Raw genomic sequence first — 14,149 nt, forward strand, 5'->3', positions numbered from 1 at the left:
ATTTTTGTATTAACCGCATGCAAACAACGCCAGGCAACTACGCTCAGGAAGCGCGTTGCAAATGCCCCTCAGTGGTTCGAACCATTCGACTGGTTCCATGACAAATCTTCAAAAAGCCGGTCATCCGGCCCAACAAGGCCCGACGCTCGCCACAGCGTGAGCCCCCGGGCGTTGTGCAATGACACAACGCATGCCTCGCACAGGCATGCAAAACCCCGAAGCGTTTTCGCCATCCGCACCTTATGATCAGGTGTGCACCCGGCAACTCCCCTAAAAACAAAACGCACAAGGACCACGCGCCATGACCCCTGTTTCAAACCACAAGGCGGGCGACGTTGAAGGCAATCATGTCTACCGTCGCATTACCCTGCGCCTCATCCCGTTTATCTTCATCTGCTACCTGTTCAACTACCTGGACCGCGTGAACGTCGGCTTCGCCAAGCTGCAAATGCTCGACGCGCTGAGTTTCAGCGAGACGGTCTATGGCCTGGGCGCGGGGATCTTTTTCATCGGCTACGTGTTGTGTGGCTTGCCCAGCAACCTGGCGCTGAACCGCTTCGGGCCGCGTCGCTGGATCGGTTTGATGATGATCACCTGGGGCATTTTCTCGACCTGTCTGCTGTTCGTCACCACACCGGTCGAGTTCTACGTGCTGCGCTTTCTGACCGGCATGGCAGAAGCCGGCTTCTTCCCCGGCATCGTGCTGTACCTGTCGCGCTGGTACCCGAACCAGCGTCGCGGGCGGATCATGGCGCTGTTCATGTCGGCAATCCCGGTATCCGGCCTGCTGGGCGGCCCGTTTTCCGGATGGATCCTCAATCATTTCGCTGCAGGCCAAGGCGGTATGGCAGGTTGGCAGTGGATGTTTCTGATTCAGGGCCTGCCGACAGTGGCACTCGGCGTGCTGGCCTTTTTCCTGCTGTGTGACAAGGTCGAAGACGCTCGCTGGCTGACACCGGACCAGCGCCAGCGGGTAAAGGCCGACATCACCCACGATGAACTCAGCCGCCCGGTACAAGGCACAAGCTCGGTGGCTTCGGTGCTGACCATGCCGTTCATATGGATTCTCGGGTTTATCTATTTCTGCATTCAGAGCGGTGTCTACGCGATCAATTTCTGGCTGCCGTCGATCATCAAAAATCTGGGCTTCAGCGACGCGCTGGTGATCGGCTGGATCAGCGCCGTGCCGTATCTGATGGCAGGCGTTTTCATGCTGCTGGTCGGCCGCTCCGCCGACCTGCGCAATGAGCGCCGCTGGCATTTGGTGGTGCCGATGCTGATGGGCGCAACTGGCCTGATCATCGCCGCCAACTTCGCGACTGTGCCTGTCATCGCCATCCTCGGCCTGACCATCGCCACCATGGGCGCCCTGACCAGCCTGCCAATGTTCTGGCCGTTGCCAACCGCGCTGCTGAGCGCCAGCGTCGCCGCAGGCGGCCTGGCATTGATCAACTCGATAGGCCAGATGGCAGGCTTTCTCAGCCCGTATCTGGTGGGCTGGATCAAGGATCAGACCGGCTCGACCACCCTGGCGCTGTACTCACTGGCTGCGCTGATCATCGTCGGCGGCATAGTGGCCTTGCGGGTCAGTCGCACATCGGCGGGTAAGGTGACGTCGGCAAGCTGAGTTTTAGCGCCACCCTCCTGTTTGGCCAGGCCTTATGCCTGGCTTTGCTCACTTTACGCTTGTCTCAAAAAACCTGTGATGCGCAAACTTTTGCGCACCACGTGGCCGGTCAGACCGACCAAGGCTTATATAAAAGCCCGACAGTGCGTAAACGAGCTTGCGCAGGTAAGTGCAAAAGCCTGCGCACTATTTAGCTCTTTTTACCGAGAGTATTGAGCTTGTCTTTGTTTCTTTCAGCCTATGACCTTGTTTTAAAACGATAAAAATATTATCGGCACAGTTCTTGGTATGCAGCTCTTTCAGTAGGCGGGTGAACGACCCGCTGCACAGAGAGTTTTCCGCATGACCGATAAAAACGGCACACGCCAACAGCGACGTGCGGCCTGTTTCGCCAGGACACCGGCTACGGCCACCAGCCTGTGCCCGTTCCGCGGGCCCAACGTCGCCATCGTGCCAGTGCGTTATGCGCTGGATCGCTCGCGGTATGACGTCGCGCCCGGTCAACTGAAGCCGCTGCCGAAAGACGGCAAGTGGGCCCGCCAGCCGCCGTTGAAAACGCGCAGCCATACCCTGCGCCAACTGTACGACGGCTATGTCTACGTGTTCGACGAAACCGCCGACACGCTGCACGAATACGCGGCTTCAGCCCTGAGCGGTCAACTGAGCCGTATTGTCTGGGCCGAGGCACAGATCGGCAATGACCAGCGAAACGGCGCCAGCGACGGTAAACCCTTCCTCTTCTACCCGCGCCGCAACATGCTGCACATTGCTTTTTCCCCCATCCAGTGGACATGGCGCCTCTGCGAACACATGCGCTCCAATGCCCCAAGCCGCGCCTTATGGATGAAAGCGCTGGACCTGGCCCGCTACTGCATCAGCATGGCCGAGCCCCATACCTTGCCGCTGAACCGCATCGCAGAGGCCGTGGCGGATATCGACCAGGGCCATGTAATTGAAGATGGGCGTTTGGCAGACACGTCGATCCCCACTGCCCGCCCATTGTCAGAAGACCCAGACGCACAACCGTCATGGGCCCCATTGGGGGCTGACGTCTTCTGGCAAGGCAGCGTTGACGATCAGGACAGCGCCTTGGTCATCGCCCTTGATGACCCTCTGGCCGTTTTCAACGATCTGGGCATGCAGCTGGCAGCCGATCAGGCGGCGCTTCGGGATTGGCAAAGCGAACACGAACACAAGATCCAGATCGCCCAGACCGTCGCCACCCTGTGCGGTGCAGAGAGTGAAACGGATAAACTGCCTGCCTCGGTGCGCGACAATACGCTACGAACGCATCAGTACCTGAGCGAGCTAGAAGCCTACTTTGAACAGTGTGATTTTGAAGCAGCACAGATAGGCAGCAACACCGTCCCCGGAGGCTTGCTGTTTTTGCCGGATGTTTTCAAGAGCCCGGATATGCGCAAGTCGATTAAAGCGCGTTACGGCAGTAACCCTACTGAAGAGGGTGCGCAGGTCTGGAAAGATCGTCACAAATGGCGTCGCGAAGTCGATCTGACAGGTGCGCGTGAGTACCTTTTGCAGCATCTTCCAACCCGAGACAGGCTCCGGCAACAAGTGCGCGACACGCAAAGCGATTTCCGCCTGTGGTCGACACACATAGGTACAGAACCACTCAAGCTGTTCATCGACACCACCAACCCGGAAGCCCTGCTGTATTTGCAGACGACCATGCTCAACCTGCAGATCATATACGCTCAAGACAGCGCAGCCAGCGCCTGGCTTGCCGAGCAGGAAATCAACACCAACAGCCTGTTTGGCACCCTGCGCTATGGTTTTTCAGCCGCGCTCAAACAGGCTCTGCATGAGGAAGCCGATGCGCTGATCAATGGCCTTGGCGACGTCACCAACCTCGCCACTCGTATTGGCGAACTCAATGGCGCGCTCAACCATCAGGGTTTTGCCGACAAACCGTGGATGAAGGCACTGAAACAGCCTGTCCAGGACACCTTCAAGGCTCTCGGCGAACTGGCCAGCGGTGCAGGCAAGGCGACACTCGAAAGCATCTTGCTGGCCTGGGTGCCCATCGACAGTCACATGGCCCTTGGCAAGCAGCAGAACATTGTCGCGTTGATTCGCACACTGTTGATCGGCCAGATCCTGCTCGACTCGCCTGCGCGTATCGCGATCAACCAGCAGATGCTCATAAAGTTCAAACAGTGGGTACGCGAATGGCAAGTGCTCAATAGGCAGATCAACGATATCCGGCGCAGCTGGCTCTATCCAACGGCTTACAACACACGGCAAAGCACCTCCCGCAACCTGCACGCCCATATTCAGAAACTTCGTCTGCACGAACTAAGCATGCCCGCCCTGCTCGACTTCCAGAACAATCAGTATGCAAAGCAATTGCAGGACGAAATTCGTCAGTACTTCCAGTCCGGCAAAACCCTGACCAAGGACTGGCTCGCCCGCGCCAAAGGCTGGAGCGACAAACTGGGAGGTATCGCAGGCTCGATTACCTGGGGCGTGGTCATGCTCAACCTGATCAACACTGCCTTCGTTTACAAGGATCTCAGTCAGGACGGCGATTTCAGTGCCAAGGACATCGGCAAGGTGATGTACGGGTTGGGGTACAGCTTCAATCTGCTGATGGTGGTATTTGTTGAAACGCCGTGGGCGATTATCAGTACGGCCAAGCCACTTGTCATTGGCGGGTATAACGTAGGCATTCTTGATAAGTCCGCAGCCTATTGGAAAGCACGGGGCAATGCAGTCTGGGGTGATGCGATACGTGGGTTCAGGGTTTCGATGGTGGCGATGGGTGGGTTTGGGATCGTAGCGGCTATATTGGAGATATTTGACGTATTAGATGATTCAGTCGGAGTTAAGACGCTAGAAGAAAAAAACTGGATGGCTTTGAAGATTATCTCTGTAGGTTTGACGGGAGTAGCGTCAACCGCTCAGTTAATCGCAGGTTTCTTTCCTGCTGGCAATCTTGCGATTATCGTTATGAGTCCGTGGTTCAGCGTATCGTTACTAGTAATAGGCTTAATTTATCTTTTTGCTACGATGGTCCTGAATTATTTCAAACAAGACAGTGTCGGCTGGTGGCTGCGTAAATGCTGTTGGTCGAGAACCATAGACCATCGTCACGCCGAGACGGCCAAAGGCGAGAGTGAAGAAATACGTGCGCTCATGGAAATTCATTTATCTCCGCAGGTTCATGTAAAAAGTACCGTACATCATGAAGATCGTTATTTTGGTAAAGGCGATTATTATAGCGTAGCAGTACAAAATGGCGCTGGGATACAAGTGCACTTGCCAACTCTGATACGCGGTCAGTCAGTGCATTTCAACATTGCCAGCAGCAAGCGAGCGTGGGGAGTGCTGCCTGTAGAAAAAATAGACGACCCTCTGCATGAAGCTTTTTTGGACAACGGGCAGTTCAGGAAGGCCGTACAGTTCGGAACGCTTTCCAACAAACCAGCGGGTAAAGCGAGTGAGGACTTCACCTACCCGTTGATGCCGCCTGAGAATGAAGATCTCATATGGGAAACCTGGGTGCCGCTGGACAAGGGCGCAACCTATCTTGAACTGCAAATCTGGTACCCGGCCAATCTTTTAAACCCTGGCGAAGACGATAGAAGCTATCTGTTTCAGATGGAGCTTGGCACTAGAGGCGATACTGTTATTGATGGTCTTGCTGCAGTGGAACTTGAGGTAAGGGCTTCAAGCAGAATTGGCACCCTGACCCTGGAAGTCGCAGAGGGTACACCTGTATGACACAGCAAGAAAAAGCCTTGGATCTTCCGAAAGGCAACGACATTCTAAACTGGAAAATCAAAACGATTGCCAGGCCACCTAAAGAGATCATGATCACGCAGCTTGGATTGACCGCCATTCATTTAATCGCCGCCTCATTTCTTGTTTGGGGAGGTTGGGATCATTTTTTAGAAAACTCTAACTTTCTAATTATGGTGATATTAATGTTTACGGGACACCTTGCTTACTATATAGGCTTGCTCATCCGCCAAAAAACCATCTACAACTACACCCTGAAAACCGACGGCGCTACGCTCGAGTATTACCTCCACTATCCCGACTTCGCCTCATACTTCTTCAAAGGCATTGCCATCGTCGTCATTCTGATCTTCATTACCGTCGCTGCCATCACTGGCTCAGTGCTCTTTCTGATCGGCCCGGTAGCGATGGCCGTTATCGCGGCCATCAAGCTTCTGAATTGGGAAAACCCTGTCCACCATCGACAAACCGCCCCATGGCAGATGCATGAATTTGTGACGATTGATCACAAGCGGTTAATGGTCATCATTCACTGCGACGACGTCACCACAGGCTTCCCTGCCCGCTTTCCCAGTAAGGAATTGATGAACAAATACCTGGCGTTTCTCCACGAGGTACTTCCCGAAAGTACGGAGTACACCGAGAAAGCCTCGAACTGGAAGTAGCCATCGTTGGTTGATGACAAGGCCTGAGTGATCAACTCATCACTCAGGCCCTGTCAGGCAATCAATGCGCGATCGGCACTGTAAAGCGGAATTCGCTGCCCTGCCCGACCTGGCTGTGTGCCGCCAGCTCGCCGCCGTGGGCCTTGATGATGCCTTGGGAGATGTACAAACCGAGGCCGGTGCCGGTCGGGTTACCTTCCTTGACTGTCCAGTAGCGCTCGAAAATATGTGGCAGTTGCTCAGGCGGAATGCCTTCACCGGAGTCAATGACGGTGAACACGATCTCGCTGCCGTTGGACATCGCCGCTACGCCGATCCTGCCCTGCTTCGGGGTGAACTTGATGGCATTGCCAATCAGGTTGGACAGCACCTGGAACAAACGCTCCGGGTCTGCGTTGACCTTGATATCCGGTTCGGCGCTGAAGGAAATCTCGATGGACTTGTCCATCGCCAGCGGCGCAAGCAGCGTGTAGGCCTCTTCGAATATCTGGCTGACTTCCAGCGGTTGTGGGGTGATGGTGTAGCGGCCGGCTTCGATTTTCGAGGTGTCGAGCAAATCCTCAAGCAACACGTTCATCCGGCTGGCGGCCTGCTGCATGGTGTCGATGGCCGTGGAAATGCGACGCGAGGTGTGCGGACCATCAGAGCTGAACGATTTCTGCATCATCCCGCAGAGCATTGAAATGACCGTCATCGGGTTGCGCAGGTCATGGGAAACGACCGCTACCAGCTCATCGCGAGCACGAACGGCCTGTTGTTCCTTGCTCACCTGCCTGGCGAGGTCATTTTCCAGCGCAGAGCGGCGCAGGTCTTTAGCCGCAAATACATCACCATGACTCCACTTTGCAGCAATCCCGGTCATCTCGACCTTCCAGATTTCAAACGAAGTGCGGGGCCGAAGACGCATGCCGGTTTCCGAACTTTCCATGTTCAACGGCTTTTCCGGATCTCCGCTCCACTGCACCGTCTCCTTGACCTCGGGACGAAACCAGATGACCCCGTTGTCCACCGGTTTGGGCAGGCTCATGGCCAATACGCCACTGGCAACTGGCTGGTAAACCTCGGCGGGCGCATAGACACTAGAGAGATGATGACTGGCATATACAGGCTCGCCGCTCGACATCATCCAGGCATGCAACGCCCGCACATCGGCAGGCTCCGGGCAGTTACCGAAACAATGCGTATGACGGTCCTCGATGATCGCTACGCCCGTAGCACCTACCAGATCCATCAACAGCTGCGGCTGCTGTGCCAGGCCATCGAACACTTCTGCGCCGGATGTCGCCATCAGTTGATGCAGTTGTTGCAGGGTCTGAACCTTGGTCTCGCGCTGGCGGCTGACTTCTAACGCTTCCATGGCGCTGATCTGCAGCGACAACACCTGGCCAATCGCCTGGCATGCACTGCGCAGCTCGTGAGACACGTACAGCGGCGTGCGATGCCCGCAGCTGATCAGCCCCCACAGCTTGCCGCCCTGAATCAACGAAACACTCATTGAAGACAGAACGCCCATGTTTTTCATGTATTGGCAGTGAATCGGAGAAACACTGCGCAGCGTCGAGAAACTCAGGTCGAGCTGTGTTTTGGTGTCCGGGCGCAGTTGCGGCACCAGAGGCACAGGCGTGTAATCGGCGTCCGGAATGATGCGCAGCCAATTGCGGCGATAAAGTTCGCGCGCCTGCTCGGGAATATCCGAAGCCGGGAAAAACAGGCCGTTGAACAACTCCATCGAAGGCGCCGACGCTTCAGCAATGACCTGACCGTGGCCTTCCTCTTCGAAACGATAGATCAACACCCGGTCATAACCGGTCATCTTCTGAATTTCGCGAACGCTGACTTCGTAAAGCGTCTGCAAGTCGCTGGCTGCATGCAACTGACGCAGCATGCGGCCCATGTTGCCGGTGCGCTCGGAATAACTGACTGCCTGGGTTGCCTTGTCCTGAATTTCGAGCTCCAGCACCAGAACGTTCTGACTGCGGTGGAGCATGGCTTCGAACTCGACGCCATTGGCCGACATCAGCAGGCGCGGCGCATCGGCGAACGAATCATGGACGCTTGCGCTTTTGATTACTTCAGCCCAGCCAGACCCAAGCACACAGTCAAGCGACTTGCCCAGCAGGTGTTCCGGTGCCTGGCCCAGCACTGTCTGCACGTTAGCGCTGACCTGCATGATCGTCAGCTCGGGTTCGGTCAGAGTGAACAGCACACCATGAGGCTGGATGGCGCCCGGAAACTGGATGGGCTCATCCGCGCAATTAGCCAATAGGACTTCAAAAGAGTCCTTGTCGAGTTGGCTCATAACAGTACCTCTTGACCGCCGAGCCAGTGCTCGAAACATGAAAATGTGGAGTGCGCTGCCACGGCAGCCGCTTCTGTAAAAACAACGTCTCGCGGTACGTTATCAAGGTAGTTCAAAAAAGCCTTCCAGCGCGGCCCTGTCTGGACACCATACACGTCGAGAAAAGCTGCCCCGCTCTGTTCATCCAGCCCGATGCGCTTGAGTATCTCGCGCCGCAGCACTTGCCCGCCCAGCGTTGCCCCTTCCAGCACATACATGACCCCCAGGCAGGCACCGGGCGAATCGATGACGGGCAGTTGCATGCAATGCGGAAGTTGTCCGATCTGATGTTCGGACATCTCCAGTGCTCGCAAGTCCTTCACCAGCACTTTCGTTTTGATCCGCTCATCCGGGGAGAGCGCACAGGGCACCAGACCACTGTCATGAAGTGCCACTTCGAGAGGTGCATAAAAGCCGTAGTAAGCCTGGAGTAAACGAAGGTAAAGAGCGTGGTTCAGAACCGGTGAAAAAAACGGCATGCGTTTTTCGAGTCGAACGTGCAGCTGTTTCGTTTCAGCGCGAAGTGCGTCAAGCAACTTCGGCGGGGTGACGCTTGAAGAACATGCCGGCATCCAGGAAGGCTCTTGAGTATGCGATAGACGAGAATCACATCCGAACAGAAATTGGCGGCCAAAATACAGATTCAACGCTAAAACTGACAGTTATTTCCTGTATTGGCGATGAAATGCCCTTTCGCTGAAGAAAACAGCCGACGCTGAAGACCGGCTGTTTCAATCGTCCGGTAATCCGCCGTCAATAATGGCGATAAACCTCAACAGGACGTTCTCTGTAATTCAATGGCCACTGATTCCATCATGCGGCGTTTTAACATCATCCAGCACAAGAGTGCTATCGCGCAAGCACTGGCCTAGTCCGGCGTGACCTGTGGCTGACCAGTGCATCGTTTTTTGGCTCAGCGTACATTCTGGTAGAGCATCATTCGTGAGGTTTCATGCAGGCCACGGGTGAGGTCATGCAACCGCTGAAACTCCTGTGGATGCTGCGCGGCCACATTTTCCAGCGGCGTAGGCGAGGACAAATCGTGAAGGGTTGGCGAACTGCCGTCGTGCTCCATCTGCAACAGGAAGTTGCGCGTCACACCACCGATCAGTGGAAACGTGCCTTCGCGCAGAACCAGCGGCACGACACGTTCGCCCTCAGGGGCAGGCTGCTGAATGTCACGCCCCATCGTACCGCTGGTGAACGCCATACCGGTCATGCCCGCCAGCGTTGGCAGCAAGTCCGCCAGGCCGACGGCTTCGTCGATCACTCGCGTACCGAGCAGGCCTGGGGCATGAATCAGCAAAGGGACGTTATTACTTTCAAGCCCCAGTTGCTCGAACGCAGGAGCCATGTGCGGGATCTGGCTGATACGCGTGTTGTGGTCGCCGAACAGCACGAAAATGGTGTTCTCGTAATAACCGCCCGCCTTGGCTATTTCCATCAGCCGGCCGATATTGAAGTCCAGCAAGCGCACGGCGTTGTACTGTTCGACACTGCGCGACCCTGCCGCCTGCACTTGCTCCAGGGTCTTGTCGCTGACCTGAAAACCATCATTGTTTTCAGGAATGGTGAAAGGTCGGTGATTACCCGCGGTCTGCACGTAGGCAAAAAACGGTTTGTCTGCCGGCAACGCACGCAGGATTTGGTCGCTTTCCTTGAACAGGTCAAGGTCGGAAATACCCCATACGTCCACCTGCGGCGACTTCCAGTCTCGTTCGTCGTACAGGCGCACATCATCGATGCTGCGGCGGATCAGCGCGTTCATGTTGGCCCAGCCCGAATTGCCGCCAATCATGTACAGCTTCTCGTAGCCCTTGAAGTCATTGATGATGGTGTGTTGGCGCGTCAGCAGCGGATGACGCGTCGCTGTTTCCTGACGAGTCACGTCGGGCACGCCGGTGATACTCGCCCAGACGGTTTTCGCAGTGCCCGTGACCGGCACGTAAAAATGCTTGAAGAACCAGCTCTGCCTGGCCAGATGATCGAGGTTCGGGGTCGGATTGAGCGGGTTACCGTATGCGCCGACCGCACTGGTGCCCAGTGACTCGAGCATCACAAACATTACGTTTGGCGGCCGTTCTCCCGCCAATTGGTAAGGCTGGCCGGCCTGAGGACGCTTGAAGCTCAACGTTCGCGCATCGGGCTGCTGCACGCCGAGGTAATGCGCGATCAACGGATAATGCTTGCGCACCTGAGCCTCATCGAAGTGTGACTGCGCAACCTTGAGCGTGTCGTACAAGAACAGCACCGGATTGAGCCCGACGGCCGCCAGCTGACTGTTGCCAGAGAAAAACGCATCACTCCAGCGCAACGGCACCGGGTTTTCCAGATTGAGATTGTCGACACGGCCCAGCAAACCGAGAAACGTCGCACAGGCCACCAAGGCAGATACCGACACCACTGACGCGCGCTTGATCGGCCTGGCGTCACGATCCAGGGTCAGACGTTCAAGGCGCAGCAGTGCCCAGCCCAATACGGCGACGGTCAACAGCCAGCCGGCAGTAATCCACAGCACAGGGTACGTTTGCCAGAGCATGTCACGGGATATCTGCGCGTCTTCCAGATAGCGCACCACGCTGGCATTCAGCCTGACCCCGAGGTAGGCGTAATGACCAAAGTCGACGATGTAGATCAGCGTCAGAACCGCCAGCGCGAGAATCAGGTAACCCCTTGAAAGCCAGCGCAGGGTCGGCACGCTGATCAGGTTCCAGCGCGGCAACCAGAGCAACATAGCGACCGGCAGCAAAACAATCAGCGTCAGACGCAAGTCGAAGCGCAAGCCGATACCCAGCGTCTGCAGCACTTCATTGCGGGAAAACAGCATGCCCGGCTCGATGCCGGAAAACCCGAAGAAAAACACAATTCTCAGCAGCGCCGACACCAGGAACACCAACAGCACAGCGCTCAGCCAGTAGCGCAGTCGTCGCGATTGCAAAGCACTCATTCTTGTTCCTCTACACGTTGCCGGCAGACACGCCAGCTGAACGACGCTGACCTGTTACTCGACGATATATAAAACGGACAGCCAAACCCAGCAAAGCTGCGCAACAGCAAAGCCCGAGAAGTGGGTCGATCAGGTAATCCCAATAGTTTTCCGATGGTTTTATCCTGAACGTGAACGCCAGCGTGGCGACGGCCAGCATCGCCACGGCCAGTGTGTTACGCAGACAGACCAGCCCCAACGCAATGAAAGCGACGATGATGATCATCGGCCTCGGGTTATACCCCCAGCGGTAGGGATCGAAATAAGTCAGGCCCAGCGTGGCCGGGTACAGCGTCAAGGCCAGCAGTGCGAAGACCAGCAACGCCATGAGCCGCGGCGAAACAGCCACGGGCTTCAAAACGCCCAGCCTTTGCAGCACCAGCCAGCCCAGCAGCACCAGAGTGCTGATCGCCAGATCATCGGTCAGGCTGCGGGCATAGGCAGCCATCGATAGCCCGTCAACCGGCATAACGCTCAACAACGAGGTCACTGCAAGCAGGCCGCAGCGTCGCCAGAGCGATGAGGTCAGAGGTGCCAACAGAATAAACAGTCCCCAGGCAAACGCCAGATGAGCCAAGCCCAGGGCGATCATAAGAGCTGCTCCGCCAGCCAGGCTTCGTTGAAGCTGACATGTTTGATGAAGGTGTTATTCCACGAGTAGACCAAGTGATAAAGGCCCTCCGGACTGCGGATGAAATAAGGGTATTCGTACTCGAAATCACAGCCTTGCGGCGAACAGACACGCTGATCCAGGTTACTCAGGAATTCTGCTTCCATTGGCTGGCGTCGTACGCCGCTGGAGCTTCGAAAGCCCTCGCCGATGACTTCCTTGTAGGCATCCAGCGCGAACGGCGTGCCCAATGGATCAGGTGATTTATCGAAGTCCATCAGCGGTCGCCAGACGTTCATCTGCTCGTCAGTGCCATACAGGCTGAGTTTGAAGCGGCCTTCGCGCAGGTCATTGAGCGCCACCAGCAAGCCCTTGCCCGGCACGCCGACCGCCGCCAGGGACGAGTTGGGGTTGCTCGGGGTCAGCGGATACGGCGCACTCCAGGTCTGCCCGCCATCTTCAGTGCGGCTGGCAAGTACCCGGTGGAAGGTTTCCCCGGCGTAACGCAGCAACGCCACGCCGCGCTGCCCGTCGAGCGGCACCACGGTCGGCTGCAGAGAGTTGTTGCCGCGACTGATGCGAAACTTGTCGATCACCTCGCCGTTTGCGCTCAGGTAGAGGTATTCGGCGAACTTGCCGAGAAACTCGTGATACACCGGCAGACCGATTGAGCCATCGGCGTGAAACACCGGTGCGCCACGGACCAGCGTGCTGATGTTCAGAAACGGCGAGGTCACCAGTTGACGCGGCGGCGACCAGCTGGCGCCCATGTCGCTGGAGACCATCGCGTTGACCGAGCTGCCGGCCCAGCCGCCCACCGACACAGAGACATAGAACAGCCACAAACGGTTGTCCGGAGCCAGCGCAATCACCGGGTTGCCGAGCTTGCGGATGTATTTGCCGGTACCCGACTGGGTGGATTCGCGGGTCGCCAGGACTTGCTCGCCGCCCCACTCTTCGGTACGCGCATCGAAACGCGATGTACGAATCTCGACATCCCCAGCGCCTTCGCGGGAGCCGGCAAACCACACCGACATCAGGTCGCCGCCGGGCAGCGCGGTCACGGCTGAAGAATGTACGAAATCGTTCAGGTCCGAGGAGGCGAAACGCGAACTGTAGGACGCCTTGGGCGCAAGGCTTTCAGTACCCACAGGTGCCGGGGCCACCGCAAATCCGGAAATCCGGTGCAACGGATGGCTGAGCCATGCGCTGAGAAAGATCGCTACGACAATCAGAGCTGCGCTCCATGCAGTCAGGTTTCGGGAAATAACAGGCATCAGGAGGCATCACTGTGATGAAGGGCAAGAATAGTGGTCAGCGATGGCGATCTTCAGGCAACGGACGACGTTTGCCTGTCAGCATCGACAAAGGCAGGTTGTCACGCACCTGGAAACTTTCGAAGATGGCAGCACCCATGTGCAGCACCACCACGGCACACAGTGTGTTGGCGAGCACTTCATGGGTCTGCAAGGGCCAGTCGGCGCCCCACAAAGCATCGACTTCCTGCATCAGGAAACCGGTCAGGCCCATGCCGAAGATCAACGCCATCATCAAGACCATGACCAGCGCACCCAGCGGAGAATGGCCAAGCCGATGCATCGGCTGGCGTTTTGTCAGCGAGCGAATATGCGCACGCAGACGCTCCGCGGTCGGCCAGAAATCGCTCCAGCGGGCACTGGGCGGCCCGATGAACCCCCACACCACTCGCACCGTCAGCCATGCCACTGCGTAATAGCCCAGCCAGACATGCCAGTCGTCGCCGGCTTCATTGAAGAAGAAGTTGGCAACGAAAACACCCGCGATCGAGACATGAAACAGCCTGACCAACGGGTCCCAGAGGCGCAGGGGAACCCGGCTCATTACTTGATCTCGGTCTTGACCGCTTTACCGGTGACCGGGTCGTGATAGATCTCGACCTTGCGCTTGTCCTTATCGAAGCCGTAAATCTCGTAGCAGTTGCCGTCAGTCACCTTGAACTTGCTGATCTGGTAACCCTCAGCCTTGAGCTGCTCCTGGAATTTGGCCTGATCCTGCCATTGGGATTTTTCGGCAGTGGTGCACTGCGGGCCAGCGAGCGCCAGCGGGCTGGCCAACAAAAGGGGAATCAGCAGGAACTTGTGCATGAAAAATACTCGCAGGCAGTTAAGGAGCACCTACTGTGCGA

The 14,149-nt window shown here is 56.7% G+C and carries 10 protein-coding genes; 3 read left to right on the forward strand and 7 right to left on the reverse strand.

Annotation, left to right across the window (positions count from 1 at the left end):
* Positions 1–301 precede the first annotated feature (301 nt).
* The 3 genes from ALO43_RS15095 to ALO43_RS15105 all read left to right on the forward strand — a co-directional run bounded on the left by ALO43_RS15095 (position 302) and on the right by ALO43_RS15105 (position 6,051).
* Positions 302–1,627, forward strand: a complete 1,326-nt coding sequence (locus ALO43_RS15095) for an MFS transporter (RefSeq protein ID WP_054997741.1) — start codon at positions 302–304, stop codon at positions 1,625–1,627.
* A 342-nt stretch (positions 1,628–1,969) separates the two neighbouring features.
* Positions 1,970–5,368: a toxin VasX gene (locus ALO43_RS15100; protein ID WP_054997742.1), complete on the forward strand. Its 3,399-nt coding sequence runs from the start codon at positions 1,970–1,972 to the stop codon at positions 5,366–5,368.
* Positions 5,365–6,051 carry a hypothetical protein gene (locus ALO43_RS15105; RefSeq protein WP_024689801.1) on the forward strand — a complete coding sequence of 229 codons (687 nt, stop codon included), beginning with the start codon at positions 5,365–5,367 and terminating at the stop codon, positions 6,049–6,051. The genes ALO43_RS15100 and ALO43_RS15105 overlap by 4 nt, the downstream gene beginning before the upstream one ends.
* A 61-nt stretch (positions 6,052–6,112) precedes the next feature.
* Here the strand turns inward: ALO43_RS15105 and ALO43_RS15110 are convergent, their stop codons facing one another.
* The 7 genes from ALO43_RS15110 to ALO43_RS15140 form a co-directional block, all read right to left on the reverse strand.
* Positions 6,113–8,350, reverse strand: a complete 2,238-nt coding sequence (locus tag ALO43_RS15110) for an ATP-binding protein (protein WP_054997743.1) — start codon at positions 8,348–8,350, stop codon at positions 6,113–6,115.
* Complete coding sequence (locus ALO43_RS15115; protein WP_005890010.1) at positions 8,347–8,961, reverse strand: biliverdin-producing heme oxygenase; 615 nt, start codon at positions 8,959–8,961, stop codon at positions 8,347–8,349. Before ALO43_RS15115 ends, ALO43_RS15110 begins: the two co-directional genes overlap by 4 nt.
* Positions 8,962–9,302: 341 nt before the next feature.
* Positions 9,303–11,336: an LTA synthase family protein gene (locus ALO43_RS15120; protein ID WP_054997744.1), complete on the reverse strand. Its 2,034-nt coding sequence runs from the start codon at positions 11,334–11,336 to the stop codon at positions 9,303–9,305.
* Between the two features lie 10 nt (positions 11,337–11,346).
* Entirely contained in the window at positions 11,347–11,967 is a 621-nt protein-coding gene (locus tag ALO43_RS15125) for a hypothetical protein (RefSeq protein ID WP_005890005.1), read from the reverse strand.
* Positions 11,964–13,262 carry a sialidase family protein gene (locus ALO43_RS15130; RefSeq protein ID WP_024670188.1) on the reverse strand — a complete coding sequence of 433 codons (1,299 nt, stop codon included), beginning with the start codon at positions 13,260–13,262 and terminating at the stop codon, positions 11,964–11,966. The genes ALO43_RS15125 and ALO43_RS15130 overlap by 4 nt, the downstream gene beginning before the upstream one ends.
* A gap of 37 nt (positions 13,263–13,299) precedes the next feature.
* A complete protein-coding gene (locus ALO43_RS15135; RefSeq protein WP_024689797.1) occupies positions 13,300–13,845 on the reverse strand; it encodes a cytochrome b/b6 domain-containing protein in 546 nt (181 codons plus the stop codon).
* Complete coding sequence (locus ALO43_RS15140) at positions 13,845–14,108, reverse strand: PepSY domain-containing protein (RefSeq protein WP_005890000.1); 264 nt, start codon at positions 14,106–14,108, stop codon at positions 13,845–13,847. Before ALO43_RS15140 ends, ALO43_RS15135 begins: the two co-directional genes overlap by 1 nt.
* Positions 14,109–14,149 lie beyond the last annotated feature (41 nt).

The sequence above is a fragment of the Pseudomonas tremae genome (assembly GCF_001401155.1).
In the GTDB taxonomy this organism is placed as follows: domain Bacteria; phylum Pseudomonadota; class Gammaproteobacteria; order Pseudomonadales; family Pseudomonadaceae; genus Aquipseudomonas; species Aquipseudomonas tremae.